This is a genomic window from Streptomyces sp. NBC_00162 (assembly GCF_024611995.1).
Taxonomy (GTDB): Bacteria; Actinomycetota; Actinomycetes; order Streptomycetales; family Streptomycetaceae; genus Streptomyces.
In genome coordinates this window covers 1,979,527-2,006,163 of record NZ_CP102509.1, presented here as the reverse complement: position 1 = coordinate 2,006,163, position 26,637 = coordinate 1,979,527, and the positions used below count along the sequence as shown (strand labels likewise).

The 26,637-nt window shown below is 72.2% G+C and carries 17 protein-coding genes, 1 tRNA gene and 2 pseudogenes; 7 read left to right on the top strand and 13 right to left on the bottom strand.

All coding sequences use genetic code 11. From position 1 onward, the window contains the following. Position 1: 1 nt before the first annotated feature. On the bottom strand, positions 2-6,229 hold the full coding sequence (locus JIW86_RS09925; protein WP_257553423.1) for a DNRLRE domain-containing protein: 6,228 nt from the start codon (positions 6,227-6,229) through the stop codon (positions 2-4). Positions 6,230-6,705: 476 nt separating this feature from the next. Between JIW86_RS09925 and JIW86_RS09920 the strand changes: the two genes are divergently transcribed. Then, the gene (locus JIW86_RS09920) at positions 6,706-7,122 is read left to right on the top strand and encodes a hypothetical protein (RefSeq protein WP_257553422.1); all 417 of its coding nucleotides are present in this window, start codon (positions 6,706-6,708) and stop codon (positions 7,120-7,122) included. Here JIW86_RS09920 and JIW86_RS09915 read toward each other — a convergent pair. After that, positions 7,108-7,902, bottom strand: coding sequence for a helix-turn-helix domain-containing protein (locus tag JIW86_RS09915; protein WP_257553421.1), 795 nt, complete (start codon positions 7,900-7,902; stop codon positions 7,108-7,110). The genes JIW86_RS09920 and JIW86_RS09915 overlap by 15 nt on opposite strands. 33 nt (positions 7,903-7,935) lie before the next feature. Beyond that, positions 7,936-9,717, bottom strand: coding sequence for a hydroxysqualene dehydroxylase (locus JIW86_RS09910; RefSeq protein WP_257553420.1), 1,782 nt, complete (start codon positions 9,715-9,717; stop codon positions 7,936-7,938). A 188-nt stretch (positions 9,718-9,905) separates the two neighbouring features. On the opposite strand from JIW86_RS09910, the gene JIW86_RS09905 reads away from it, so the two are divergent. Continuing rightward, on the top strand, positions 9,906-10,211 hold the full coding sequence (locus JIW86_RS09905; RefSeq protein WP_215146680.1) for a 4a-hydroxytetrahydrobiopterin dehydratase: 306 nt from the start codon (positions 9,906-9,908) through the stop codon (positions 10,209-10,211). Positions 10,212-10,268: 57 nt separating this feature from the next. Here JIW86_RS09905 and JIW86_RS09900 read toward each other — a convergent pair whose 3' ends face one another. From JIW86_RS09900 to JIW86_RS09870, 8 genes and pseudogenes are all read right to left on the bottom strand, one after another. Beyond that, complete coding sequence (locus JIW86_RS09900) at positions 10,269-10,694, bottom strand: RICIN domain-containing protein (RefSeq protein WP_215146679.1); 426 nt, start codon at positions 10,692-10,694, stop codon at positions 10,269-10,271. A gap of 11 nt (positions 10,695-10,705) precedes the next feature. After that, positions 10,706-11,554: an aldo/keto reductase gene (locus JIW86_RS09895; RefSeq protein WP_257553418.1), complete on the bottom strand. Its 849-nt coding sequence runs from the start codon at positions 11,552-11,554 to the stop codon at positions 10,706-10,708. 92 nt (positions 11,555-11,646) lie between these two features. After that, positions 11,647-11,763 carry a hypothetical protein gene (locus JIW86_RS42165; RefSeq protein ID WP_416237672.1) on the bottom strand — a complete coding sequence of 39 codons (117 nt, stop codon included), beginning with the start codon at positions 11,761-11,763 and terminating at the stop codon, positions 11,647-11,649. A 120-nt stretch (positions 11,764-11,883) separates the two neighbouring features. Further along, a pseudogene (locus JIW86_RS09890) lies at positions 11,884-12,420 on the bottom strand (ATP-binding cassette domain-containing protein); the annotation flags it as partial. After that, positions 12,417-15,140 carry an ABC transporter permease subunit gene (locus JIW86_RS09885; RefSeq protein WP_257553416.1) on the bottom strand — a complete coding sequence of 908 codons (2,724 nt, stop codon included), beginning with the start codon at positions 15,138-15,140 and terminating at the stop codon, positions 12,417-12,419. The pseudogene JIW86_RS09890 and the gene JIW86_RS09885, both read right to left, overlap by 4 nt. A 9-nt stretch (positions 15,141-15,149) precedes the next feature. After that, complete coding sequence (locus JIW86_RS09880) at positions 15,150-16,418, bottom strand: ABC transporter substrate-binding protein (RefSeq protein WP_257553415.1); 1,269 nt, start codon at positions 16,416-16,418, stop codon at positions 15,150-15,152. Between the two features lie 159 nt (positions 16,419-16,577). After that, positions 16,578-18,401, bottom strand: coding sequence for an AMP-dependent synthetase/ligase (locus tag JIW86_RS09875; RefSeq protein WP_257553414.1), 1,824 nt, complete (start codon positions 18,399-18,401; stop codon positions 16,578-16,580). Between the two features lie 115 nt (positions 18,402-18,516). Beyond that, entirely contained in the window at positions 18,517-19,368 is an 852-nt protein-coding gene (locus tag JIW86_RS09870; protein WP_215146671.1) for a LysR substrate-binding domain-containing protein, read from the bottom strand. Positions 19,369-19,506: 138 nt separating this feature from the next. Between JIW86_RS09870 and JIW86_RS09865 the strand changes: the two genes are divergently transcribed. Both JIW86_RS09865 and JIW86_RS09860 read left to right on the top strand, forming a co-directional pair. After that, positions 19,507-20,547, top strand: coding sequence for a bile acid:sodium symporter family protein (locus JIW86_RS09865; protein WP_257559275.1), 1,041 nt, complete (start codon positions 19,507-19,509; stop codon positions 20,545-20,547). A gap of 9 nt (positions 20,548-20,556) precedes the next feature. Then, on the top strand, positions 20,557-20,988 hold the full coding sequence (locus JIW86_RS09860; protein WP_257553413.1) for a (2Fe-2S) ferredoxin domain-containing protein: 432 nt from the start codon (positions 20,557-20,559) through the stop codon (positions 20,986-20,988). A gap of 63 nt (positions 20,989-21,051) precedes the next feature. On the opposite strand, the gene fdhD is transcribed toward JIW86_RS09860, so the two are convergent. After that, complete coding sequence (gene fdhD, locus JIW86_RS09855) at positions 21,052-21,879, bottom strand: formate dehydrogenase accessory sulfurtransferase FdhD (RefSeq protein WP_257553412.1); 828 nt, start codon at positions 21,877-21,879, stop codon at positions 21,052-21,054. Positions 21,880-22,082: 203 nt separating this feature from the next. Here fdhD and JIW86_RS09850 point away from each other — a divergent pair, with 203 nt between their 5' ends. The 3 genes from JIW86_RS09850 (at position 22,083) to JIW86_RS09840 (ending at position 24,928) form a co-directional block, all read left to right on the top strand. Then, positions 22,083-23,024 (top strand): beta-ketoacyl-ACP synthase III, encoded by a 942-nt coding sequence (locus JIW86_RS09850; RefSeq protein WP_215146668.1) that lies wholly within the window; start codon positions 22,083-22,085, stop codon positions 23,022-23,024. 158 nt (positions 23,025-23,182) lie between these two features. After that, positions 23,183-23,267, top strand: a tRNA-Leu gene (locus JIW86_RS09845). Between the two features lie 197 nt (positions 23,268-23,464). Further along, positions 23,465-24,928, top strand: a complete 1,464-nt coding sequence (locus JIW86_RS09840; RefSeq protein ID WP_257553411.1) for a serine/threonine-protein kinase — start codon at positions 23,465-23,467, stop codon at positions 24,926-24,928. Positions 24,929-25,294: 366 nt separating this feature from the next. Here the strand turns inward: JIW86_RS09840 and JIW86_RS42160 are convergent. Beyond that, a pseudogene (locus JIW86_RS42160) lies at positions 25,295-26,014 on the bottom strand (IclR family transcriptional regulator domain-containing protein); the annotation flags it as partial. Between the last annotated feature and the right edge of the window lie 623 nt (positions 26,015-26,637).

Sequence of the window (26,637 nt, the reverse complement as noted above, 5' to 3'; positions counted from 1 at the left end):
CCTATTCCGTCCGCAGCCAGCCCTTGTAGATGTAGAAGCGTGCGTAGGCGTAGAGGCCCGCCCAGAACCAGCCTTGGTAGTACCAGTGCAGCATGCTCCAGAAGTTCCGCAGGGTGAAGTTCCGGGCGACGGAGTTGTTGTGCTGGTCGATCTGGGTGTCGATCCCGCTCTCGCCCCATTCATGCGCGTCTCCCAGCCGCTTGGCCGCTCGGGCGCCGAAGAAGAAGGTGAGGCTGGCCTGCCACATGAAGTGCCGGATCGCGTTGTTCTTCCTGCCGCTCCGGAAGGTCGCGAGCAGCGCTCCCGAAATCGTTGAGGCCCAGGCGCAGCCGCGCCATCCGAGCGTCATGCACGCGTTGGCCTCGATGATCTTCTTGCGCCAGGACTTGGACATCCGGCCGTCCAGGTCCTGCTGGTTGACCGGATCGGCGTTGGCGTACTCGTACCCGTTCGCGCTGCCGCCGTAGACCGGGTCCGAGGAGAGGAAGCGGCCGGTGGACGGGTTGTAGAGACGCGCGCCCATCAAGGTCAGACCGCTCGGGGTCTCGCTGGAGCGCTGGTGCGCGCCCAGCCAGCCGTAGCGGGCCGCGGCCTGCCCCGCGCGGGGCTTGCCGTACTCGTCGGTGTCCAGGGCCACGGGCGCCTGGGAGACGTTCAGCGGGAGCTGGACGGCGACGGAGCCCTGGATCGTCGTCAGGTGCAGGACGACGTCCCCCGTCTTGCTCGTGGTGGTCAGTCCGCCGGCGGTGGCGACGTTGCGGGTCACCGCACCCGTCGCGGTGTCCTCGACGATCCAGCGCGGGTTGTCGGCGTCGTCACCGTAGTGGTTGACGCGGGACGCGGTCTGGGTCCAGACCGAGCCGTTGTACGACTCCTTCGTCCACCCGCGGTAGCGCTGGGCGGCGTCGAGGCCCCAGGTCTGCCGCTGGTTGGACAGGGTCTGCTGCTGGGTGCGGTCGCTGTTGTAGTAGGCGACGGTGCCCTGGTTGGGGACGGCGGTGGTGCGCCCGAACTCGTCGTAGACGTAGCCGCTGTCGACGATTCGGTCGGCGCTGTCGTAGGTGTGGGTGGTGGTGGTTCCGCCGGTGGCCGGGCAGTCCGCCCCGGGGGCGCCGGCCGCCGTGGACAGGGCGGTGCGGTTGGAACGCCCGTCGAAGGTGTAACTGCGCCGGGTGCAGACGGTGTCCGCCGTGTCCTCGACGGAGGCCAGGCGGCCCGCGGTGTCGTAGCGGAAGCGCTGGTCGGAGAGACCGGAGTGCGTGGTGATCTGGCCGTGGGCGGATTCGTTCACGGTGTCGCTGTAGACGACGGTCGAGTCGCTGTCGCGCACGTAGCTGCGCTTCGTGGCGTCACCGCCCGGGTCCGTGCTGATGTTGAGCGTGTACCCGCCGGGCAGCTTCTCGCTGCGGACGGCTCCCGCCGCGTCGAACGACGGTCGGAACTCGCCGGCGACCGAGTCGGTCGTCTTCGTCGGCAGGCCCCGGGGTTCGGCGGCGTGGTCGTAGGTGAAGGTGACGCTCGACGGCACGTTGTCCGCGATCTTGGCCGGCCGGTCGAGCAGGTCGTACTCGGTGGTGGTGACACCGCCGTCGGCATCGGTGTAGGAGATCGTCCGGCCGAGCTTGTCGAACTGCTTGACGATGGTCCCGCCGGTGGGCGAGGTGTTCTTGACGGCCCGGCCGGTCACCGCGTCGTACTCGGTGGTGGCTTCCGGAGCGGCCTGGCCGGAGCCGCCGGCCGTCGTGACCTTGGTCGTCCGTCCGGCCGCGTCGTACTCGGTGGTGGTGGTCCGCGTGGACCCGTTCACCGTCTCGATCCGCTTGGCCGGGCTGCCCCACCAGTTGTACTCGGTGGTGGTGGTCGGAAGCTTGCCCGGGTTCGACCCGCCTCCGGTGATGTCACCGGCAGGACCGACCGAGCAGACCAGGTCGGCCCACTCGGGGCGGCCCTGGCAGGTGCCGGTGCCGGTCGCCGACCAGTACGTGGTGACGCGGGTGGCGGCGTCGCTGCCGTTCGCGCCGGGGAGGAGCTGCTTGGAGACCCGGTTCTTGGCGTCGTACTCGGTGGTCTCCGTGATGGCCAGGCCGCCCGGGTCCCTGACGGTCCGGGTCGGCAGGCCCCTGGCCCAGTCGTACACGGTCTCGGTGGCGCGGGGCTCGCCGAATACCGTCGGGTGCTCGCGGACCTGGGCGCCGACGGTGGCCTTGGTGACCTGGTCCTTGACCTTGGCGGTGCCGTCGGTGGGCCGCCCGGCGTCGTATTCGAGGACCGACCAGTCGCGGGCGGTCACCGAGGTGCCGGCCGGAACCAGCAGGGTCGCTCCGGACTTCAGGTCGGCGGTCAGGTCGACGCGGCGCAGCGGTCCGAACTTCCCGAGCTGCCGCTCTCCGGCCGCGTCGAACACGGTCGAGGTGCTCAGCTGGTGGGCGCGTTCGGCGCTGGTGAGCTGGCCGATGCCCAGGTTGGCCTGTGCGGCCTGGTCCGCGGGACCCGTGCCCAGGGCCAGGGCCCGGTTGGCGGCCGAGAGCTCGCGGACGGTGTTTCCGTACCGGTCGTACTCGGTGGTGGTGATGTGTCCGCCGGGCGCCGCGCTGTTGACGGGCCGTCCGGAGGCGCCCAGGTAGGTGATGGCCGCCCGTGTGTAGGCCGAGGCGGCGAGTGACGTACCGGAGTGGGACGCAGGGACCGAGTCGGCGGGGAACAGGGCGGTCGCGTCGGTGGGTGCGCTGTTCTGCCCCCACGCCTTTACGTCGGCCGCGCCCATCGGGTACGGGGCCGCGCCACCGTTCAGCGGGACACCGTAGACGACGCTGGTGGTCGCGGTGCCCTGTTCCTCGCCCGCCGTGCCCGGCTTCAGACCGGACCGGGAGGCCTTGAGGAGCATGCCGTCACCGGCCGTGGGCGAGGATCCCGCCTGGCCGTACGTGAACGACCAGGGCAGTTCGGACTTGGCCTGCAGCCAGTTGATGCGATCGGCGGTGTCGTAGGCGTACTGCGTCTGAGTGCTCTGCGCCAGGTTGGGGTCCCACTGCTGGCGGAGGTTGCCGCCGGCGTCGTAGCGGTAGGTGGAGACCGCCTTCGAGGTGGCGTTCGCGGCGCCGGACTCGGTGGACCACAGCCGGATCTCCTTCACCTGCCCGGCGAAGTCGCCGAAGTCGGCGGAGGTGCTGTATCCGGTGGCGGTGGTGGCGGTCGCGTAGACGAACTCCAGCGAGCGGCATCCCTTGGTCTGGGGGGTGGTCGCGCAGGCCGAGGCGGTCGCGGCGGAGGTCGGCGCGATGACCCGCTTGGGGCGGGCCAGCTTCTTGCTGTCGGCGGTGACCGTTTCCGAGACCACGGTGGTGGTCGAGTTCTCGACTCCGCTGACCAGGCTGCTGGCGACCTGCCAGGTGGTCATCGCCGGATCGGCCCGGGTGAACTCGGTGACCGTACCGCTGTCGTCGGTCAGCGTGAACGAGCCGGTGACACTGCCGGTCAGCGTCATGCTGCCGGCGCCGGGTTCGGAGACCCAGCCGGTGCGTGCCGCGTTGGCGGTGAAGTGCAGTGCGTCACCCGAGCTGGTCACGACGTCCACGGCCGTGTCCGAGACCCGCGCGACGTGCGAGTAGTCGGACTGGACGATTTCGGCCGCGGTGCCGGAGGCCCACTCCTGGCCGAAGATCGCGGCCTGGCCCTCCTGCTTGGTGCCCTTGTGCGGGTCGCGCGAGGACGTGGTGCGGGAGACGGCCATGCCGAAGGCGGACACGTCGGTGGCCGACATCTCGTAGTCGCCGGTGAGCAGGTTCAGCGAGCCCGGACCGACCGGGCTGGCGGCCGCGCCGCTCGCATTGCGGTCGACGACCACCACGAGGGGCTGCGTGGCGCCGGTCGCGCTTGCCGGACCGGTGAAGTCGGCCTTGATCTGGACGCTGCCGTCCGGGTCGACCGTGTCGGTGGTGTTCCAGACCAGCGCGGGGGTGCGTCCCGCGGTCAGGGACACGGGCCAGGCCGTCAGCGGCGTGCCGCCGTCCGTGACGTGCCCCGGCGGGATCTGAACCCAGGGGTCGGCCTCGGAACGGCGCCAGGAGAAGGACGCCGCGTTGTAGGTGGCGCCGTCGGCTTCGGCGGTCAGCGGGAGCCGGCGGGCCGTACGCTCGCCTTCCGCGGGCTGGACGAATCCGCCCGGTCCGGCGTGGAAGGTGTACTCGACCGCCTCGGACTCGTTGTCGGCCTTGTCGACGGTGCGCACCTGGAGGGTGTGGGTTCCGTCCGACGGCGGGGTGACGGACAGGGTCCGGGTACCGGGGGTGCCGTCGGTGGGCACGCGCGTCCACTCGGTGCCGTCCAGGGACCATTCGAGCCACTGGTGGTCCGTGCCGGAGGGCGGGGAGACGGTGAAGTTGCCCGCCTGGCCGGCGCCCTTGACCCAGGAGTTGGACGGGTAGTCCGTCGAGGTCAGCCCGGTGGGGGCGGAGGGGGCGGTGGTGTCGACGGTGAACGTCTTCCACGCCGACCAGCCCAGGTTGTAGTGGGTGCCGTCGTACGGGTTGGAACGGAACTTGTACGTCTTGCCGTTGGTCAGCACCCCGGCCGGAACGGTGACCGAGGCGGCCTCGCCGGAGGAGACGAACGGCGAGACGATGACGTTGCCGACCTGGGTGTCGGTGGCCGAGTCGAAGATCTGGAACGTGCCGTTGACCTGGTCACCGTTGGCGTCGACGAAGGTGTCGCGCAGCGTCGGTGTCACCGTGTTGACGGTGTAGGCGCCGCCGTAGGAGAAGAACGGGGGACCGGCTTCCTGCTTGGTGCCGGTGCGGGGCCGGTAGTTGTAGGTGACGGTCAGCTTGGGGACGTTGGAGGCGGCGTTGGCGGAGTTGACCCGCTTCCACTGCTTGATGTTGTTCTCGTCCGTGGCCCGCAGGCCCATGCTGGAGAACGTCCACTTGTTGTTGGACCAGTGCTGGACCAGGCCGGTGACGTCCGCGTTGACCCAGCCGTCGGGCTGGGAGGTGCAGCCGGGGTTGCCCTTGGTCTCGGTGGAGGTGGCCATCTTGGTGACCATCGCGGGCTGGTTCGTCCAGCGGGAGGCGGTGGTGGGCCCGTTGGAGGTCCACACCTCCCAGGGCTGGGCGGTGCAGTCGGTGTTGCCGGAGTGGAAGTTCCACAGCGACAGCTTGGCGTCCGAGATGAGCGCGTCGGCGACCGGTGCGGTGTTCCAGGTGATGAAGGAGCGGGCGGTGCGCCAGGTGCCGTCGGCGTTCTTGGTGCCCGGGTTGCCGAGGTCCAGTTCGGTGTCGTTGGACCAGTCGACGGTCTCGCCCTGCTGGACGTAGGTGTCGAAGAGGTTGCCCAGCGAGGACGTCGAGGGGTCGACGGTCACCGGGTACTTCGTCGCGGGGTCGGCGAGGAAGGCGGCGTCGGGGGTGATGACGAGGTCGACGCCGTCCTTGGTCTTGACGACCTTCAGGCCGACCTTCGCCCGCCGGGTGTGCTCACCGGAGGCGGCGTCGACGGTGGCGTCCCACATGACCGGGGCCGGCATGGTCGCGGTCTTCTTCGACTTCTTGTCGGTGAAGAGCACGCTGCCGTCGGGCTGCTGTTCGACCTTCAGGCCCTTGGTCTTCAGCGGCAGGGTGTAGCCGAAGCCCGCCTCGGGCTTGGCCTTGACCTCCACGAACTGCTCGAAACCGGTACGGGTCGCCTCGACGATGACGTCCGCGCCCGGCACGGCGCCCTCGTAGGTGGCGCGGGTGCCGTCCAGCTTCGGCGCGGGTAGACCGCCGCGCCACTGCAGCGTGATCGCCTCGTCGCCGGTGCCCAGCGTCACCAGGTCGGTGGCCTCGGCCGGCTGAGCCGGCTGCGCCGACTGCGCCGACTTCAGGAAGGACACCTTCGTGCCCGTCTTCCCGGACAGACGCAGGCCCTGCGGGTGCGCCTTGGAAGCGACCGAACCGTCCGGCGCCGCCGCGAGGTTCACATCGACGTCTCGCCACTCGCCCGTGGCCGGGTCCTTGAAACGGATCGGGCCCGCCGCCACCTCGGTGGTCAGCGATCCGTTCTGATTCACCCACGTTGTCGAGGTCTCGGAACGCTCCGAGAGCGCCTCGACGCGGTGCTTGTACAGCCGCGCGGCCACCCGGGCGGACGGCACGTCCGCCGCGGACTGCGCGGTCTCCTTGGCCTGTTGAACTTTGCCGGCCGCGGGAGCGGCGACGGCTGCCTCGGCTCCGTAGAGCGTCGAGACGGACATAACGACAGCCAGCGCCGTCGCCGTGGCACGCAGCCCGGACGGTGCTCTGAACGACGAACGGACGTGCCACATGGGCCCGTCCGGTCTTCTCCGGTAACGCAAGATCCCCCCAGGGGATGACGATTCGACCGCCCTGCACATCGCAAGCGATCACCGGCTTGAAAGTAGCCGTCCCTACAAGATCAAAAATGGCCACCAAGGGCGCGAAATGATCGATTCCCGGAGATGAAATTGCATCTCATTTCGGTCACGGAGCCCCCTGTTGGGCCGAGACGCACTCAACCCACCCAAAGCTACTGGTCGGTAGGCATCCCCGATGCGCCGACGGACCGCCCTGGACGGCGCCTTACCTCGCAGGTAATCGACCCCGTCGGGGCCGGGCGGCAAGGTGGGGGCATCGGGGTCCGGGGCCGCGCACTCGGTTCCGGGGCCCGTGTCCCATCCGCGCATTCGACCTCGACGGAGGCTGATTTCCCATGTCCGCAACCCTTCTCGGCAGCATCGCCCGCACCGCCGAACCGCAGGCCGTGCTGCGCCGCTTCCTCGCCCTCGACTCCGTGGTCACCACCGGCAACGGGCTCGCGTACGTGGCCTTCTCGGCCCCGCTGGGCCGGCTGCTCGGGGTCGGGCAGGGGCTGCTGCTGGGGCTCGGGATCCTGCTCGTCGCGTACGGCGCCGCTGTGGGCCTGCTGGCCTCGCGCAGGCGGCCGCAGGCCCTGCCGGTGAAGCTCGTGATCGAGACCAACTACGCCTGGGGGGCCCTGAGCCTGATCGCCCTCGCCGTCTGGTTCTCGCCGACGGCCGCGGGGACCGTGTGGATCCCGGTGCAGGGCCTCACCGTCGCCGGCTTCGCCCTGCTCCAGCAGCTCGCCCTGCGCTCAGTCGCCGAGTGAGCGAAGGTACTTCACCGTCGCCGGGTCGGCCGGGAGCAGCGTTTCGATGGCCAGCTCGGCGACGGTCACGTCCATCGGCGTGTTGAAGGTCGCGATCGACGACACGAAGGACAGCACGTGGCCGTCGTGTTCGATGACCAGCGGGAGCGCGATGTACGGGACCGCCTCCTCCGGTTCGGCTTCGCCGGTGCGCTCCGCGACCGGATAGGCCGACACCTCCTCGTACAGCGCGCGCAGCGGCTCGGACCGGGCCAGCGCGATCTGGCGCTCCATCTGCGCCAGCAGGTGCCCGCGCCACTCCTTGAGGTTGCGGATCCGCGGAGCCAGGCCTTCGGGGTGCAGGGTGATCCGCATGGCGTTCAGCGGCGGGGTCAGCAGGTGCTCCGGCAGCCCGTCCAGCAGCATCAGGATGCCCCGGTTTGCGGCGACGACGTGGTACGTGGCGTCCACCACCAGCGCCGGGTAGGGCTCGTACCCCGTCAGCAGCCGCTCGATGCCCTCGCGCAGCGTCTCCATCGACGGGTCGTCCAGAGCGGTCTGCGCGTAGTGCGGGGCATAACCCGCCGCCAGCAGCAGGGCGTTGCGCTCGCGCACCGGCACGTCCAGGCGGTCGGCGAGCCGCAGCACCATCTCCTCGCTCGGCCGGGACCGCCCGGTCTCGATGAAGCTGATGTGCCGCGACGAGGAGTCGGCGCGGCCCGCCAGCTCCAGCTGGCTGATGCCGCGCCGCTCCCGCCAGGTACGGAGCAGGGCGCCGACCGTGGGCATCGTGGTGGTCATGCCCTCGACGGTAGCCGAGCCCGTCGGACCGGGTCAGCCCAGATCGAAGACGTTCGGCAGGCCGAGACGGTAGCGCCACAGGTCGTGCCGCTTGGCGGACTCGACCTCAGGCGCCCGGTACAGCGGTTGGACCGTGCACCGCGCGGCCTTCGAACCGTCGTGGTCCAGCAGGGAGTTGACCGCTGCCCGGGCCGATGCGTTCGCCCCCTCCATCGTGGCCAGGTCGATGTCGACCGCCACGTAGTCCCCGCTGAGGAAGAAGTTGGGGATACGGGTGCCCGCGCTCGGCCGGTTGTGGAAGGTGCCGGTCGGGTGGATCAGCAGCTCGTCCTGGTTGGTCGGGTTCGGGGTGCCCAGCCCGTCCACGCCCGGATCCAGGAACCACGAGTGCAGCGCGGAGTCGCTCAGCACCGTCTTGCCGGTGTCGTTCAGGGAGGCCTTCAGCTGCGTCCAGACCTCGCGCGCCACCTCCTCGCGGGTGCACTGCTTGGCCGTCTTCCCGTACAGGATCCCGGGCTTGTCCCACTCGGAGATGTCCACCGACAGACAGTCGACCGCGGCGCCGTCGCCGTAGTCGGCCGGGAAGTTCCGGGAGGGCCAGTGCTCGGCCTGCTGGATCGCCGTCAACGACCAGGGGGAGTCGATGCAGTTGAGGTGGCCGTGCACCAGCGGGGCCCGTTCGGTGAGATAGAACTGGATCCCGGTCATCCAGTCGGTTTCCAGCTTGTCGCAGCGCCCCAGCATCGGGTCGGCGGCCCGCAGCGCGGTGCTCCAGGTGCGCCGGGCGTGCTCGACGGGCAGGGCCGAGACGTAGTGGTCGGCGGTGACGGTCTGCCGCGCGCCGGTCGGGTCCAGGGCGGCGACCCCGCTCACCCGGCCGTTCCCGTACTGCACCTCCCGTACGGTCCAGCCGATCTTGAACTCCACCCCGAGGGAGCGTAGATGGGCCTCCCACGGGTCGATCCACGCCTCGTTGGTGGGCAGGTTGAGGATCCGGTCCGGCGGACCGTCCGCCCCGCGGCCCAGCAGGTTGAAGACGAAGGCCTCGCCGAGGGTGCCCACCGTCCGGGTGGAGGCCTCCTCGGCCTTGGTCGCCACGATGTTGCGGGTGATGCCGATGGCGAGGATGCGCTGGTACTCGGCCGACATCTGGGCGGCGCGCACGAAGTCCCACCAAGGGGTGTGCTCCCAGACCTCGTTGCGCCGCTCGTCACAGCTGGTGAGGAAGACGAGCACGCGGTTCACGAAGTACGCCGTCTCGTGCAGGGGCAGCCGGACCAGCGACTGCAGGATGCCGGTGAGGGCGCGCCGGAGCTCGTCGGGCGTCAGCTCGGCGGGGGAGTGCTCCGGCCAGGGGATGGGCCCGCGCAGGTCCTCGCGGCCGGCCGCCCGGGCGAACATCATCTCGCGCGGGGCGACGAGGTTGTCCCACACGCCGTTCGCGTTCCCGGGGAAGGGGATGCGCCGCATGGTGTCGGGCAGGTTGTGGAAGATGCCGGGGATGAAGCGGAAGCCGTGCTCGGCGGGCAGCGGCCGGCGGCCGCCCCGGGCGCTGCCGGGCACGTCCATGCTGCGGGCCTTGCCGCCGAGCGCCCGGCGTTCGTACACGGTGACGGCGTAGCCGCGCTCGGCGAGTTCGTGCGCCGCGGTCAGCCCGGCCACCCCGCCGCCGAGGACGGCGACGCGCCGGCCGTTCGGCGGTGTCGCGGCCGCGGCCGGTGCTGCAGTCACGCCCGCCGACAGGGCGCCGGCGCCGGCCGCGGCGGCCGCGGTGCCCGCGATGAACGTACGTCTGGAACTGCCTGTGCTCGCCATTGTGGTGCCGCCCCTTCGTTCCTTTGTTACCGCTGGTAACAGTCACGTCCGGCGCAGGAGCATAGGGGGGCCGGGTGGGGCGCGGAAGGCCGGGAAAGTACCCGGGCGCACTATGGCGCGAAAGGGTCGCTCCGGCCCGCGCTGTGGGAACCTTGACTCCACGTCACGGGGAACAAAGGAGCCGGTGGATGCCGAGTGAACCGCTGTCACAGAAGGAGATCGAGGACCGGTTGCGGGAACTGCCCGGCTGGGCCTTCGAGAACGACCGGATCTCCCGCACCTACCGGCTGGGCACGCACTTCGCGGCGAGCGCCCTGGTCGTCCACATCGCCACCGTCCAGGAGGAGTTGAACCACCACTCCGACCTGACGCTCGGCTACAACACGGTCCGCCTGTCGGTGAACAGCCACGACGCGGGAGGCGTGGTGACGGCCAACGACTTCGAGCTCGCCGAGCGGGTCGAATCCCTCGCCCCGGCCCACGGCGCGAGCTGAAGCCGACGGACCGCGTACGGAACTTCGTACGCGGTCCGTCGGCTCCGCGCGGGCCGGCTACACAGGCTCCAGGCGCCACCACTGGGTCGGGGAGTCGCTGTCCTCGCCCTGGCGGGCGCGGCCCTCGGCGTCGGCCTCCAGGGGCAGGCCGCTGATGCACGCGATCAGGGACACCACGCCCGGATCGTCCAGGTGCTGCTCGACGATCCACTCCTGCGCGCCGAAGGCGTTCGCCCGCCACACCTGCACCCGGGCGCCGCTGTCCGTCGAGGCGTTCGCGACGTCGAGGCGGCGCTCGTTGTCCTCGCTCACCACGTGGAAGATCCCGCCGCCGCTGTGCACCGGCGAGATCCGCCACCGGCGGGCGGCCTCCGGCGCGGGCGGCCCGTCGGGGCCGACCCGTACCCGGGAGGCGCCCTCCAGCTGGAGCACCAGGCCACTGTCCACGTTGCGGATCCGGTAGACCCCTTCGGGAAGGTTCACGTGGACCCCGCTCACACGTCGAAGACGGCCGGGTCCGGACCGATCCGCCGCGCCGCCGCGCCCGCGCCCAGGGCGTCCAGCGCGGCGATGTCGGCGGCGTCCAGCGCGAAGCCGAAGACGTCCAGGTTCTCCCGGATACGGGCCGGGGTCACCGACTTCGGGATCACGATGTTCCCGTGCTGGAGGTGCCAGCGCAGCACCACCTGCGCGGCGCTGCGCCCGTGCTTGGCCGCGATCCCGGCCACCTCCGGGAGCGTCAGCAGCTCCTTGCCCTGGCCCAGCGGGGACCAGGCCTCGGTGGCGATCCCGCGCTCGGCGTGCACGGCGCGCAGCTCGTCCTGCGGGAACAGCGGGTGCAGCTCGATCTGGTTCACGGCCGGCACCAGCGCGCTCGTCCCGGCCAGCCGGTCCAGGTCCGCCGGGCGGAAGTTCGACACGCCGACCGCCCTGGCCCGCCCGCTCGCCGCGATCTCCTCGAAGGTCTGCCAGATGGCGACGAAGTCGTCGCGCATCGGGCGCGGCCAGTGGATCAGGTACAGGTCGATGTGCTCGAGGCCCAGCTTGCGGAGCGAATCGTCGAAGGCGCGCAGCACCGCGTCCCGGTTCCAGGTCTGCTTCGGTCCGTTCCACAGCTTCGTGGTGACGAACAGCTCCTCGCGCGCCACCCCGGAGGCGGCGACGCCCCTGCCGGTGCCGGCCTCGTTGCCGTAGACCGCCGCCGTGTCGATGCTGCGGTAGCCCGCCTGCAGCGCGGTCGCGACGGCCCGCTCCGCCTCCGCGTCCGGCACCTGCCAGACACCGAAGCCGAGCTGGGGCATGAGCGAGCCGTTGTTGAGCTTGACGGTGGGGACCTGGTTCACGTCTGGTCGTTCCCTAGGGTCGATGGGCGGCGGTCGTACGAGGGGCGACAACCGGCCCCTCGTACGACGTATTCCCGCCACCCCCGGACGGTTCACGCCGTCCCGAGGTACGCCTCCCGCACGAGCGGATTCGCCCGTACCTCGGCCGGCGGACCCTCGGCGAGCACCGTCCCGAGGTCCAGTACGACCACCCGTGCGCAGAGGTCCATCACGAAGGCCACGTTGTGCTCGACCAGCAGTACGGCGCAGCCCTCCTCCCGCGCCAGCCGCCGGACGACCGCCGCGAGCTGCTCGCGCTCGGGGGCCGACATCCCGGACGCCGGTTCGTCCAGCAGCAACACCCTCGGCGGATCGGCCACCGCGCGGGCCAGCTCCACCATCCGGGCCTGCCCGACGGGCAGCCCGCCGGCGTACGAGGTCCCCAGCGCGCCGATCCCGCAGCCGGCCAGCACCCGCTCGCCCCGCTCCCGGCGCGCCCGCTCCCGGGACCGCCGGGCCGGGAACGCGACGAGATCGGCGGCGAGCCCGCCCCCGCCGCCCCGCCACTCCTGCGCCACCAGCAGGTTGTCGGCCACGCTGAGCTGGCCGAACAGCTGCTGGCGCTGAAAGGTCCGGCGCATCCCGTGCCGGGCCCGCCAGACGGGGGAACGGCGGGTGATGTCCACCCCGTCGAGCAGCATCCGCCCCTGGTCGGGCCGCCGGATCCCGGACAGGACGTCGAACAGGGTGGTCTTCCCGGCCCCGTTCGGCCCGATCAGCCCGCACACCTCGCCCGCGCGGATCCCGAGATCCACCCCGGTCAGCGCCCTCACCCCGCCGAACCGGACGCTGACCCCGCTCGCCCGGAGCACGTACTCGCCGCTCATGTCGCCATCCCCAGGTAGGCCTCGGTGAGCCGGTCCGCCTCCACCTCGGCGCGCGGACCGCACCAGGAGACCCGGCCCTGGGAGAGGTAGGCCACGGTGTCGGCGATCCCGAGGATCTCCGCCGCCTTCTCCTCGACCAGCAGCAGCGCGGTCCCGGCGTCGCGGAGTTCGGTGAGCAGCGCGTACACCTCCTCCACCACGCGCGGGGCGAGCCCGAGGGAGGGCTCGTCCGCGATCAGCACCTCGGGCGGGCGCTGCAACAGCGGCGCCAGGGCCAGCATCTGCTGCTCCCCGCCGGACAGGGCCCCGGCGGCCACCCCCCGCCGTTCCCCGAGCCGCGGGAAGCGGTCGTAGACGGCGGCCCGGGCGTCGGCCTCCCGCAGGTACAGGGCCAGGTTCTCCTCGATGGTGAGCGCCGGGAAGATCCCCCGCCCTTCGGGGGCGAGGACCACCCCGGCCCGTGCCCGCCGCACGGCGCCGTCGGGGGTGGCGTCCCGCCCGTGTACGCGCACCTCGCCGCCGGTGACGGGCAGCAGCCCGGCGGCGACCCGGCACGCGGTGCTCTTCCCGGCCCCGTTGGGCCCGAGCACGGCGAGGATCTCCCCTCGCCGGACGGCGAGATCGACCCCGTGCAGCACGAGTCCCCCGTCGTACCCGGCCGTTACGCTGCGCAGCTCGAGCGCGGGCGCGGCTGGATGTGGCTGGGGCGGGATTGCCCGGAGGGCGATTTCAGCCCCGCCTGGGGGCCCCTCCCAGCGGTAGCTGGGGGAGTTTGAGGCGCTGGGTTTCGGGGGCGGAGCCTCTGCGGGGCCCGCTGCCCGCCGCCGCGCCAACCGCACCGGAACGGCCGCGCAGTACCCGTCGGGATCGTTGGCCAGCGCCAGCCCCGCCAGGCCGAACAGGATCACCGGCAGGTGGGCCGACGCCGTCACGTAGTCCGACAGCAGCCGCGGCGCAACGGCGAACACCAGCCCCGCGACCACCGCGTACTGCGGCCGCCGAACACCCGCCGCGACCACCACCGCCAGCCACACCAGCCCCGTCATCGCCGTGAAGTCCGTGGCCGTGATCCGGGTGTTGAACGATGCGTACATCACGCCGCCGAACCCGGCCAGCCCCGCCGACAGGGTGAACAGCAGCAGCTTCGTCCGCAGGACGGACACCCCCGAGGCCATAGCCGCCGCGGGCGCCGACCGTACGGCCAGCATCGCCCTACCCGACGGGGAGCTCCGCAGCGCGCTCAGCCCGGCGGCCACCACCGCGACCAGCACCACCAGGGCCACCCCCAGCGCCCGGTCGTCGGACAGGTCCACCGGCCCGAACACCGGCCTCGGGATCGACCACCCGGAATCCCCGTTCCGCAGCCATCGCAGCTGGAACAGCACCTGGTCGGCCAGGAACGCCAGCGCCAGAGTCGCCAGTGCCAGCGACCGCCCGCCCAGCCGCAGCGCAGGCAGGGCGACCAGGGCCCCCAGCAGGGCGGCCGCGCACGTCCCCACGGCCAGCGCCGCCACGAACGGACAGCCCCGGCTCATCAGCAGTCCGGCCACCAGCGCCGCGCCGGTCACGAAGGTGGCCTGGGCCAGCGAGACCATCGCCCCCAGCCCGGTCACCACGGTGAAGGACATGAACACCAGCCCGATGGCCAGCCCCTGTGCCAGCAGCCCGCTCCAGAACGGCGTGGTCACGGTGTAGAAGGCGACGCACACCACCACCGCGCCCGCTGCCCACACGCCCCAGCGCCGTCCCCACGAGGCCCCGGCCAGATGGTCCACCGGCGGCGCGTCCACGGCCGCGGTCCCCGCCGTCCGCGCCCTGCGCGTCAGCACCAGCAGGCCCCCGAACAGGATCAGGAACGGCACCGCCGTGCGGAAGCCGGTGATGCCCTCGGCGAAGGACGCGTACCCGGCCACCAGGTTCTGCAGGACCCCCAGACCCAGCCCGCCCGCGAAGGCGAGCGGCACGGACGCGAACCGCCCGATGACCGCCGCCGTCGCCGAGACGAACAGGAACAGCGTGAAATCGTGTGCGGACAGTCCCAGCAGCGGCGTCGCCAGCACGCCCGCCAGCCCGGCCAGCCCTGACGCGATCATCCAGGCCACCGACGAGAGCCGGTCGGCGCTGATCCCGCGCAGCTCGGTCAGCGAGCGGTTGTCGACGGCGGCCCGCAGCAGCAGCCCGAGCCGGGTGTGCCGCATCAGCACCCACAGGGCGATCGCCACCACCGCCGTCACCACCCAGGTGATCAGCTGATCGGAGTCGATGCCGACGCCCTCCGCGAGCTGCCAGGACTTCGCCGGGCTCGGCCCGACGCCCGGCAGCCCGAACTGGTTCTCGGCCGGCTTCACGGGCGCGCCCGCGTCCGCGAGCAGCTCCACCGCCCACAATCCGGCGGCCGGCAGGGCCACCAGCAGCCCGATGGTCGCCACGATCTGCGCCGTCTCGCCGACCCGCGCGAGCCGCCGGAACATCAGCCGGTCCAGCCCCCAGCCGAGGCCGGGCGCCAGGACGAACACCACCAGCAGCGCCGCCGGCACGGCCGGCCAGCCCAGGCCCGAGTGCAACTCGTAGAAGGTGAGCGCGCAGAGGTAGGCCGTGGCCCCGTGCGCGAAGTTGAACAGCCCGGACGCCGAGTACGACAGCACCAGCCCGCTGGCGAGCAGTGCGTACAGGGCGCCGGAGACCAGACCGCTCAGTACGAAGACGAGCAGATCTCCCATGCCGCGGCCCTACTTGAAGGGGATGGGTTCGTGGCACTCGAACGGGACGGAGACCTCGTACGAGCCGTTCTTCAGCTGTACGAGCGCCCCGCAGCCGAAGCTGTCCTTCTGCCCCTTGGGCTCCGCCCGGTCGCCGACGAGCGTGCCGGTGTCGGAGAAGCCCTGCGCCGCGGCCTGGAAGGACTCGACGGTCAGGTTCTTCCCCGCCTTCTGCGCGATGGACACGAACAGGTCGGCCGACATGTACCCGGTCAGCATGTGCATGCTCAGGGGTACGTCCTGGCCGCCCGCGGCCGCCTTGATGTCGGCCTTGAACTGCGCCATCTTCGGATCCGCCGACTCGAAGGGCTGGAACTGCAGCAGTACGTGCACCCCGTCGAGCGCCTGCTTGGTGGCGTCCTTGGCGAGCAGGCCCGGGTCGTAGTCGGTGGGGTCGGAGAGCAGCCCCTTGTAGCCGCTGCGCTTGAGCGCGGTGAACAGCCCGATGTTGTTGGGGGTCTGCATCACGGAGACCACGGCGTCCGGCGCCTTGCCGTCGTTGCTCCCCAGGATCTCCTTCACGTACGCCGACCAGTCGCTCGGCACGGCGGTGGCGGGCACCGAGGGCTTGGCGTAGGAGACCGTGAATCCGGCGCTGGTGAAGCCCTGCTGGAAGGTGCGGATGCCGAACTTGCCGGCGTCGCTGTCGTTGGCGATGATCGCGACGGACTTGCCCTGGGCCCCGCCGAGGAGCTTGCCGATGCCCTCGGGCCAGGTCTGGTTGAGGGTGCCGCCGGGGGTGGGGACCAGGCAGCCGTTGAAGCCGTAGATGTACTTCGGCCCGCAGAAGGAGGGCAGGGTGCCCCAGCCGAAGGTGGGGACCTTCTCCTGCTCCAGGAAGTCGGCGCCCGAGAAGGTCACCGAGCTCATGGGGGAGACCGCGAAGACCTTGTCCTGCTGGACGAGTTTGCGGGCGGCCGACATGTTCTTCGCGGGGTCCTGGCCGTCGTCCTCCGCGCCGAGGTAGTCGATCTTGCGGCCGTTGACGCCGCCCTCGGCGTTGGCCCTCATGTACCGCGCCTTGGCGCCGAGATCGGTGTCCTTCTTGCTGTAGCCGCTCGCGCTGGTCATCGAGACGATGCCGCCGACCTTGATCGAGTCGGCGCTCACCCCGCGGGAGTTGCCGGGCGCGTCGCCGGGCGTGCCCGGCCGGGTGCCGTTGGTGGAGGCGGAGTTGCAGGCGGAGACGAGCGCGAGGGCCGCTGCCGCGGCGGCCAGGGTGCGGATCGGGCGCAACATGTCGGGGATCCCCTCCGGTCGGAATCCCCGCATTCTGTGCGTGAGCTGACGCACCGTCAATATCAATGACAAAGTGAAATGACGGACCGTCAGTTTCGCTCGGGGGTGGCTCGGCAGGTGCCGGGACCAGCCGTGATCCGACGGCAACGCCGCCCCCGCTCAAGGCTGGTACAGGGCCGCCACCTCCATCGCGTACGCCTTCTCGATCGCCCGGCGCTTGAGTTTCAGCGACGGGGTCAACAGTCCCCGCTCCTCGCTGAACTGCTCGGGCAGGACGCGGAAGGTACGGATCGCCTCCGCCTGCGAGACCAGGGTGTTGGCCGCCACCACCGCCCGCCGGACCTCCGCCGTCAGGTCCGTGTCGTGCACCAGTTCCGCCGCCGGCCGCTGCGGCAGGCCGCGCATCGACAGCCAGTGCGCGATCCCCTCCGGGTCCAGGGTGATCAGGGCCGCGATGTACGGCCGGTCGTTGCCCACCAGCACGCACTGGGCCACCAGCGGATGCGAGCGGACCCGCTCCTCCAGCGCGGCCGGCTGGACGCTCTTGCCGTTGGAGGTCACCAGGATCTCCTTCTTGCGGCCGGTGATGGTGAGGTAGCCGTCCCCGTCCAGCCGCCCCAGGTCCCCGGTCGCCAGCCACCCGCCGCGCAGCACCGCCTCCGTGCCGCGGGGGTCGTTGAGGTACCCGGAGAAGATGTGGCCGCCGTGCAGCCAGACCTCCCCGTCCTCCGCGATGTGCACCGTGCCGCCCGGGATCGGCCGGCCCACCGTGCCGTACTTGGTCGCCCCCGGCGGGTTCGCCGTGGCCGCCGCGGACGACTCGGTCAGCCCGTACCCCTCGAAGATGGTGATCCCGGCCCCGTCGAAGAACAGCCCGAGGCGGCGCGACATCGCGGACCCGCCCGACATGGCGTGCCGCACCCGGCCGCCCATCGCCTCGCGGACCTTCCCGTACACGAGCTTCTCGAAGACCTGGTGCTCCACCCGCAGCCCGGCCGAGGGTCCCGGCCCGATGCCGAAGGCCTTCTGCTCCCGCGCCTCCGCGTACCGTACGGCCGTCTCCACCGCCCGGTCGAAGGGGCCCGTGCGCCCCTCCGCCTCGGCCTTGCGCCGGGCGGCCGCGAAGACCTTCTCGAACACGTACGGGACCCCGAGCACGAAGGTCGGCCGGAACGCGGCGAGGTCCGGCAGCAGCTCGGCCGCCGTCAGCACGGGCTGGTGTCCGAGCTTGACCCGCGACCGGATGGCGGCAACCTCCACCATCCGCCCGAAGACGTGCGCCAGCGGCAGGAAGAGCAGGGTGGAGGGCTGCTCGCCCGGACCGGCCTGGAAGACGGACTCCCAGCGGCTCACCATCGTGTCGGCCTCGAACATGAAGTTGGCGTGGGTGAGCACGCACCCCTTGGGCCGCCCGGTGGTTCCCGAGGTGTAGATGACGGTGGCCACCGCGTCGGGGGTCACCGCGCCGCGATGGCGGTGCACGACGTCCTCGGAGACCCCGCGCCCGTCGGCGACGAGGGCGTCCACGGCCCCCGCGTCGAGCTGCCACAACAGCCGCAGCCGGGGGAGCCGGTCGACGACCGAGCCCACCGTCATGGCCTGGTCCTCGTTCTCGACGACGCAGGCCGTGCACTCGGAGTCGTACAGGATCCACTGCACCTGCTCGGCGGAGGAGGTGGGATAGACGGGGACGGGCTGGGCGCCGATTGCCCACAGCGCGAAGTCGAAGAGGGTCCACTCGTACCGGGTACGGGACATGACGGCGACCCGGTCCCCGAAGCGCACGCCCTGGGCCAGCAGCCCCTTGGCGAGCGCCAGCACCTCCGCGGCCAGCTCCCCGGAGGTCACGTCCCGCCAGACGCCGTCGGTCTTGCGTCCGAGGACCACCCGGCCCGGTTCCTCGTGCGCATGCCGGAAGACGGTGTCGGCCAGACCGCCGACGGGCGCGCCCGTGACGACCGGTGGGACGGTGATCTCGCGCAAGGCCCCGCTCCTCTCCGTGCGGCGCGGCGACGCTATCCCACGCCGGACGGCAGTTGATCAGCCTGCGGATTCCTCCACAAGACCTCCGCAGCGGCGGCCCCGAGCGGCAGGCCGGTCACGCCGTGCGGCTGAGGCGGTCCGCTCCCGACAGGACGGCCGAGGCCAAGGCCTCGGCGGCGGCCGAGACGCGCGCACCGCGCAGCAGCGCGAACTCCACCGAGCCCAGCTCCGGCAGCCCGCTCACCCGGACCAGCCCCGGTGGGATCAGCCCCCGGGTGTGGGCCATCACGCCCAGCCCGGCCCGGGCCGCCGCGATCAGACCGCTCAGGCTGCCGCTCGTACAGGCGATCCGCCACGGCCGCCCCTCCCGCTCCAGCACCTCCAGCGCCCGGGCCCTGGTGATCCCCGGCGGCGGGAAGACGATCAGCGGAACAGGGCGCTCCGGGTCCACCCGCAGCCCCTCCGCCCCGATCCACACCATCCGGTCCCGCCACACCAGGCGACCCCGCTCGTCCCCCGGCCCCCGCCGCTTCGCCAGCACCAGGTCGAGGCGCCCTGCGTCCAGCCGCTCGTGCAGCGTCCCCGACAGCTCCACCGACAGCTCCAGGTCCACCTCGGGATGCTCGTGCCGGAACCCCTCCAGGATCTCCGGCAGCCGCGTCAGCACGAAGTCCTCCGAGGCACCGAACCGCAGCCGCCCCCGCAGCCGGGTCCCCGTGAAGAAGGCCGCCGCCCGTTCGTGCGCCTCCAGGATCGTGCGCGCGAAGCCCAGCAGCGCCTCGCCGTCCTCCGTCAGCTCCACGCTGTGCGTGTCCCGTACGAACAGCGGCCGCCCCGTCGCCTCCTCCAGCCGCCGCACGTGCTGGCTGACCGTGGACTGCCGTACGCCGAGCCGCCCGGCGGCCTGGGTGAAGCTGAGCGTCTGGGCCACCGTGAGGAACGTACGCAGCTGGACGGGGTCGTACATACCGCCCACGCTACCGCGCTCATCGCGAATCATGATGACAGTGAGTGCGGTGTACAGGTTTCCCGATCACCGCTCCACCCCCGACGATGAGAGGAGACCACTCGAGGCCACTCCCGACAGCAAGTGAGCACCCCGCACATGCGCCGCCCGCACCTCCCCGCCCGGCTGCCCCTGGACCCGTACGTCCTGGCGCTCCTCGGCACCGTCGGCCTCGCCGCCCTGCTCCCGGCACGCGGCCCGGCCGCCACCGTCGCCGACGGCGCCTCCACCGCGGCCGTGGCCCTGCTCTTCTTCCTCTACGGCGCCCGGCTCTCCACCCGCGAGGCCCTCGACGGCCTGCGCCACTGGCGGCTGCACGTGACCGTGCTCGCCTGCACCTTCCTCCTTTTCCCCCTCCTCGGCCTCGCCGCCCGGGGCCTGGTGCCCGGGGTGCTCACCGAGCCCCTCTACAGCGGCCTGCTCTTCCTCTGCCTGGTCCCCTCGACCATCCAGTCCTCCATCGCCTTCACCTCGATCGCCCGCGGCAACGTCCCCGCCGCGATCTGTGCGGGCTCCTTCTCCAGCCTCGCCGGCATCCTCCTCACCCCCCTCCTCGCCGCCGGCCTGCTCGGCAACAGCGCGGGCGGCTTCTCGCCGGACTCGCTCATCAAGATCGTCCTCCAGCTCCTCCTGCCCTTCCTCCTCGGGCAGTTCCTGCGCCGCTGGGTCGGCGGCTTCCTGGCACGCCACCGACCGGTCCTCGGCTACGTGGACCGCGGCTCGATCCTGCTCGTCGTCTACGCCGCCTTCAGCGCGGGCATGGCCGCAGGCATCTGGCACCAGGTGAGCGTTCCGCGCCTCGGCGCCCTGCTGGCGGTGGAGGCCGTGCTCCTGGCCGTCATGCTCCTCGTCAGCTGGTACGGGGCGAAGCGCCTCGGCTTCGGCCGCGCGGACCGGATCGCCATCCAGTTCGCCGGGTCTAAGAAGAGCCTCGCCGCCGGACTCCCCATGGCCAGCGTGCTGTTCGGAGCTCAGGCGAGCCTCGCGGTGCTGCCGCTGATGCTGTTCCACCAGATGCAGCTGATGGTCTGCGCGGTCCTCGCCCGCCGCCGCGCCCAGGACCCCGGGCCCGAACTCACCGCCGACCGTGTGGCAGAGGTCTCGCCCCCGCCCCAACAGCCCACGGGCCAGGCCCGATAACGTTCGGTGGTGACCTGGATACGCCCGAACGGCGCCCACGCCGAACGCCCCTGCACCCTGGTGGTCTGCCGCGGCTGCTGCTGCGGCGACCCCAAAAAGAACCCCGGCTCCGACCACGCCGGCCAGCTGGCCCGGCTGCGCGAGGCCGCTGCCGCCTCCGGCGGCCGCCTGGCCGTCCGTACGAGCGAGTGCCTCGGGCCGTGCGCCCAGGCCAATGTCATCGTGGTCCAGCCCACCACCGAGGCCCGCCGCCGAGGAGCCCGCGCGGCCTGGTTCGGCTGGGCCCTGGACGACACCGCCACCGACGAGATCATCGCCTGGGCGGAATCCGGTGGCCCCGGAACCACCCCGGTCCCGCCCACCCTGGACCTCCACCGGATCACCCCGCCGGATCCCAAGCTCACCGCACCCACCACCCGCCGCGGGCGCCGCGGGCGATGAGACGGCAGCGGCCGCACCTGTAGCGGCGCCCGGCCGGCACCGGGAGCGGCGCCGGCCCGGTGGTCACATCGTGATCCGCTCCTCGCCCGCGTAGATGTTCATGTCCGGGCCGCGCAGGAAGCCGACCAGGGTCAGGCCCGACTCCAGAGCCAGGTCCACCGCCAGTGAGGACGGGGCCGAGACCGCCGCCAGGACCGGGATGCCGGCCATCACGGCCTTCTGGGCGAGCTCGAAGGAGGCCCGGCCCGACACCAGCAGGACCGCGCCGGCCAGCGGGAGCCGGCCGGACCGGAGCGCCCGCCCGACGATCTTGTCCACCGCGTTGTGCCGGCCCACGTCCTCGCGCAGGTCCAGCAGCTCCCCGTCCGCCGTGAACAGGCCGGCCGCATGCAGTCCGCCCGTACGGTCGAAGACCTTCTGGGCCGCGCGCAGCCGGTCCGGCAGCAAGCCGAGGAGATCCGCGGAGATCCGTACGGGGTCGGCGGCCGTCGCCGGGAAGCGGGTCGCCGTACGGACCGCGTCCAGGCTGGCCTTGCCGCACAGACCGCAGGACGAGGTGGTGTAGACGTTCCGCTCCAGCGTGATGTCCGGCACGGGAACCCCGTTCGCCAACTGCACGTTGACGATGTTGTAGGTGTTGGTGCCGTCCTCGGCCGCCCCCTCGCAATAGGTGACGGTCCTGACGTCCGAGGCCGCGGCGAGCACGCCCTCGCTCACCAGGAAGCCCACCGCCAGCGCGAAATCGTCCCCCGGGGTGCGCATCGTGATGGCCAGCGGCTTGCCGTTCAGCCGTATCTCCAGCGGCTCCTCGGCGACCAGCGTGTCCGGACGGACCCCCACCACACCGTTCCGGATCCGGACGACACGGCGACGCTCGGTGACCCGTCCCATGGCGATCAGCCCACCCCTTCGGTTCTTGCCTGTATCCGACAACCTCATTGTCGCGGTTCCGCTTCCCGCAACGTCCCCGGCTGCCTGATCCTCGGGAATCTCCAAATTCCGGCACCTGAATCCTGTCGGGTCACACGCACACGTACCCATCAGTAGCAGGCAAAGCTGGGTGATCCTGACTTCCTACGAGGGGGATCCTGCCCATGACCGGTTCACGCGTGGTGGCGCTGGGGCACTACCAGCCCGCGAAAGTGCTGACCAACGAGGACCTCGCGGCCATGGTCGACACCACGGACGAGTGGATCCGGTCCCGGGTCGGCATCAAGACGCGCCACATCGCGGGTCCGGACGAGCCGGTGGACGAGCTGGCCTTCCAGGCGGCGGGCAAGGCCCTGGCCGGCGCCGGCCTGACCCCCGACGACATCGACCTCGTCCTGGTCGCCACCTCCACCGCGATCGACCGCTCGCCCAACATGGCCGCGCGCGTCGCCGCCAAGCTGGGCATGGGCGGCGGCCCCGCCGTGATGGACATCAACGTCGTCTGCTCGGGCTTCACGCACGCCCTGGCCACCGCCGACCACGCCATCCGGGCCGGCTCCGCCTCCCGCGCCCTGGTCATCGGCGCCGACAAGATGACCGAGATCACCGACTGGAGCGACCGCACCACCTGCGTGCTCACCGGCGACGGCGCCGGCGCGGCCGTCGTCGAGGCCAGCGACGAGCCGGGCATCGGACCGGTGCTGTGGGGTTCGGTCCCCGAGATGGGCAACGCCGTCCGGATCGAGGGATCGCCGCCGGTCTTCGCGCAGGAGGGCCAGTCGGTCTACCGCTGGACCACCAGCCAGCTCCCGCCGCTCGCCCGCAAGGTGTGCGAGAAGGCCGGGGTCCTGCCGGAGGAGCTGGCTGCGGTCGTCCTGCACCAGGCGAACCTGCGGATCATCGAACCGCTCGCCGCCAAGATCGGCGCCGTCAACGCCGTCGTCGCCCGCGATGTCGTCGACTCGGGCAACACCTCGGCGGGCAGCATCCCGATGGCCCTGTCCAAGCTGGTGCAGCGCGGCGAGATCCCCACGGGAGCCCCCGTCCTCCTCTTCGGCTTCGGCGGCAACCTTTCGTACGCGGGTCAGGTCATCCGCTGCCCGTAACGCATGACGAGACGTGCCGTCTCGCCATGCCCGCCGGTGCATGCGTGCAGGTCAGCACGGCGTGGCGGACGGCAGCCGCCCGGATAAGTGGTCGGAGCCCCGCCGATCCTTTGCTATTGTTGTCCATGTCGCCGCGGGAAACCGGGGCCGACCACCTGGTCCGGGTGGCGGAATGGCAGACGCGCTAGCTTGAGGTGCTAGTGCCCTTTATCGGGCGTGGGGGTTCAAGTCCCCCCTCGGACACAGATCGGCGAGGGCCGTGACTCCAAGAGTCACGGCCCTCGCCGTGCGTTGTGGGTCATGCGGCCCGGAGTGGATCCGTTCTGCGGCATCATGGGCGCGAATGGGCCAAGGGGAGCAACGTGTCGCAGGACGATCCACGCAACAGCATCGTGATTGTTGGGCGTTACCGCTTGGGGAAGCGGTTGGGCAGGGGCGGGATGGGCACCGTCTGGGAGGCCTCCGACGAACTGCTCGGACGCTCCGTCGCCGTCAAGGAACTCCACGTCGGCGACGGGACGGAGTCCGCGGGCGCCCTGCGGGAAGCGCGCACCGTGGCGCAGATCAAGCACCCGCACGTCGTCGTGGTCCATGACGTCGTGGAGCACGACGGGCGCCCCTGCATCGTCATGGAACTCGTCGAAGGCCGCTCGCTCGCCGACCGGCTCGCCGCCGACGGGCCGCTGGATCCCGCCGAGACCGCCCGTACCGGGCTCGCCCTGCTCGGCGCGCTGAACGCGGCTCACGCCCGCGGCGTGCTCCACCGCGACATCAAGCCCGCCAACGTCCTCTTGGAGGCGGGAACCGGCCGGGTCGTGCTCACCGACTTCGGCATCGCCCGCCTCGCCGGGGCCACCACCATCAGCGAGACCGGCGCCTTCGTCGGCTCGCCCGAGTACACCTCGCCCGAGCGCATGCAGGGCGCCGTCGCCGGCCCCGAGGCAGACCTGTGGTCCCTCGGCGTACTGCTGTGCGCCGCACTCACCGGGGAGTCGCCCTTCCACCGGGATTCGCTCGGCGGCGTCCTGCACGCCGTCGTGTACGACGAGATCCGGCCGCCGGCTCAGGCGGGGCCGCTGCTCCCGGTGATCCGGGGCCTGTTGGAACGCGACCCGGAGCGGCGGCTGGGTGCGGCGGAGGCCGAGCGGCTGCTGTCGGCGTACGTGACCACCGGCACGGTGCCCCTCGTCGACCGGGTACCCGACCCGACGCCGGCGCGGGCGGTCCGGCCGGTCCGCCGCCTGTGGCTGATCGCGGCGGCGCTCGTCGTGGTGGCCGTCGCCGGTGGCGTGACGGCCGCGTCCCTGCTCGGGGACCGCACGGAGGGCCGGGCGCACGAGGTGACGCCCAGCGCCCCCGCGGGCGCCTCACCCGCGACCGCAACCCCCGCGACCGTCACTCCCGCGACCGCTTCACCCGGCGCCGGTGTGACGCCCAAGCCCGCGCCCACCGGGTACCGGATCGTCACCGATCCGCAGGGCTTCGCCCTCGCCGTACCCACCGGCTACCAGCGCACCACCGACGATCAGCGGGTCTTCCACAGCTCCCCGGACGGGGCGATCCGGATCGGCATCAAGGTGACGCCGTCGGCGTCCGAAGGCCCGCTCGGCGCGATGCGGCGCGCCGACGCCGCCGGCCCGGACACCAATCCCGGATACCGCGACCGCTCGGTCGTCGCGACGACCCACAACGGACTGCCCGCCGCCCTCTGGGAGTTCACCTGGGACGGCTTCACACGGGCCGAAGGCGCCCGGCACACCTTCGACCTCTGCTGGGACGAGGACGGCCGCATGTACGACGTCTGGGTGTCGGCCCCCGTCAGCCGGCTCGCCGAGGCCAGGAGCCGCTTCGACGCGGCGCTGGATTCCTTCGTCACGGGCGGGGCGGCGTCCGCGCGCCCCTGATCACGTGCCCAGGACCACCAGACCCGTCGGGGTGGTCAGGGTGCCCGGGGCGACCTGGGTGAAGGTGTGCGGCAGGGACAGACACGGCTGGCCGGTGTCCGGGAGGGCGTCGAAGAGGTACGCCGCCGCGGAGGTGGTGTCGCTGACCAGGTGGGGGCCGGCGGGGGAGCCGGTCGTGCGGGTGAGCCGGGTGCGGAAGAGGCGCCGGAGGTGGCGCAGGGTCTCCGGAGTGAGCGGGGCCCGCCTCGGCTCGGGCTGGGGCGGTGGGGCCGGGGACTCGGCGCCCGAACCGTCCTCAGCGCCCGAACCGTCCGGAGCGTCCGAGGCGGACGGGGCAGCCGGGGCGTCCGGGGGGATCGCGCCCGACAGGAGAAGCGCGAGCAGCACCGGGACGGCCTTGCGGCGCAGGGCCGCGGTGGCCGCGGGCAGCCGGTGCGCATGGGCCGCGGGCAGCGAGAGCGCGAGGCTCCCGGCGGCGTCGCCGGTGGCGATCGGGACCGCTGAGCAGACCACGCCGGGGGAGTACTCGAGCAGGTCGAACACGGGCGCGCCCGGTGCCACCGCGTCCAGCGCGGTGAACAGGGCCCGGCTGTCGGTGATGGTCTGCGGGGTGAGCCGGGCCGGGCGGTGCCGGGCCACGTGGTCGGCGCGGCGGTCGTGGTCGAGCTGGGTCAGCAGGCACTTGCCCACGGCGCTGGCGTGGGCGGCGGCCCGGAAGTCCACCCACTCCCGCACCGGCGGGGTTCCGGGCCCGTCCGCCATCTGCGTGATCCGGACCTCGCCCTCCGCGTACCGGCTCAGGTACACGGCGGCGCCGGCGCTGTCCCGGGCCAGGGCCAGGGTGCGCTGGAGCTGGCCCGCCAGACCGTGGACGCCGGGGGCCGCGAGCCGGTCCAGGGCCGGCCCGCGCGCGTACACCCCCGCGGCCGGGCGGTACGCGTACTCCTCCTCGCACAGCATCGACAGCAGCGGGCCGAGCTCCTCCACGGTGAGGCCCGCCGTCCGCGCGAGCTGGGCGGCCCGCACTCCCAGGGGGTGCTGCTCCAGGACCCGTACGACGGCCAGCGCGCGCCGGGCCTCTGCCAGGGCCTCGCCCGTCCCGGCCTGGACGACGGTCCCGCGCGCCGCCGCCGTCAGCGCCGGGTGGCGCAGCGGGCCGGCCGCGAGCGGCGGTACGGTCACGGCCGCCGGGGCCGCGGTGGCAGCGGCCGTGACCGCGACCGTCGGCGGCCGGAACGCGGCCAGCACCCCGGGCAGCCCGGGCCTGGGCAGCGGCACCGGTCCCAGATCGGGATCGTCCAGCTGGTCGAGGTACCGCAGGACGGCCGCCTGCGCGCACAGCCGCACGTCCCGCAGATCCCGGCGGCCGCCCGGCCGGAAGCCGCGGCGGCCCAGCTCGCGCGCCCACAGCCGGGCGTCGTGGTGCTCACCGCGCCGGGAGTGGTCGAGGAAGAGGCAGTACGCGGCGGGGGCGGTCCGCGCACTGCCCGAACCGGCGGCGAACTGCCACCAGAACCGGGCGCCTTCGCGCAGCCCGGCCAGGAACAGCAGACAGCCGAAGACGACCGCCCCGGCCAGGTCGGTGTGCCCGCCGGAGAGGAAGGAGCCGAGCTGCGCCTCGGCCTTCGGCGCGCACACGGAGGCCAGGCAGGCGGCCTTGAGGTCGCGCCGGGCCCGTTCCGAGTCGAGCGGGCAGTCCCGCGCCGGGT

What these genes read in the sequence shown, in the direction of transcription:
- JIW86_RS09925 (WP_257553423.1), bottom strand. Translation starts at nt 6,229, where the DNA reads ATGTCCGTCTCGACGCTCTACGGAGCCGAGGCAGCCGTCGCCGCTCCC.
- JIW86_RS09920 (WP_257553422.1), top strand. Translation starts at nt 6,706, where the DNA reads ATGTCCGCAACCCTTCTCGGCAGCATCGCCCGCACCGCCGAACCGCAG.
- JIW86_RS09915 (WP_257553421.1), bottom strand. Translation starts at nt 7,902, where the DNA reads ATGACCACCACGATGCCCACGGTCGGCGCCCTGCTCCGTACCTGGCGG.
- JIW86_RS09910 (WP_257553420.1), bottom strand. Translation starts at nt 9,717, where the DNA reads ATGGCGAGCACAGGCAGTTCCAGACGTACGTTCATCGCGGGCACCGCG.
- JIW86_RS09905 (WP_215146680.1), top strand. Translation starts at nt 9,906, where the DNA reads ATGCCGAGTGAACCGCTGTCACAGAAGGAGATCGAGGACCGGTTGCGG.
- JIW86_RS42165 (WP_416237672.1), bottom strand. Translation starts at nt 11,763, where the DNA reads ATGGACCTCTGCGCACGGGTGGTCGTACTGGACCTCGGGACGGTGCTC.
- JIW86_RS09885 (WP_257553416.1), bottom strand. Translation starts at nt 15,140, where the DNA reads ATGGGAGATCTGCTCGTCTTCGTACTGAGCGGTCTGGTCTCCGGCGCC.
- JIW86_RS09880 (WP_257553415.1), bottom strand. Translation starts at nt 16,418, where the DNA reads ATGTTGCGCCCGATCCGCACCCTGGCCGCCGCGGCAGCGGCCCTCGCG.
- JIW86_RS09870 (WP_215146671.1), bottom strand. Translation starts at nt 19,368, where the DNA reads ATGTACGACCCCGTCCAGCTGCGTACGTTCCTCACGGTGGCCCAGACG.
- JIW86_RS09865 (WP_257559275.1), top strand. Translation starts at nt 19,507, where the DNA reads ATGCGCCGCCCGCACCTCCCCGCCCGGCTGCCCCTGGACCCGTACGTC.
- fdhD (WP_257553412.1), bottom strand. Translation starts at nt 21,879, where the DNA reads ATGGGACGGGTCACCGAGCGTCGCCGTGTCGTCCGGATCCGGAACGGT.
- JIW86_RS09850 (WP_215146668.1), top strand. Translation starts at nt 22,083, where the DNA reads ATGACCGGTTCACGCGTGGTGGCGCTGGGGCACTACCAGCCCGCGAAA.
- JIW86_RS09840 (WP_257553411.1), top strand. Translation starts at nt 23,465, where the DNA reads ATGGGCACCGTCTGGGAGGCCTCCGACGAACTGCTCGGACGCTCCGTC.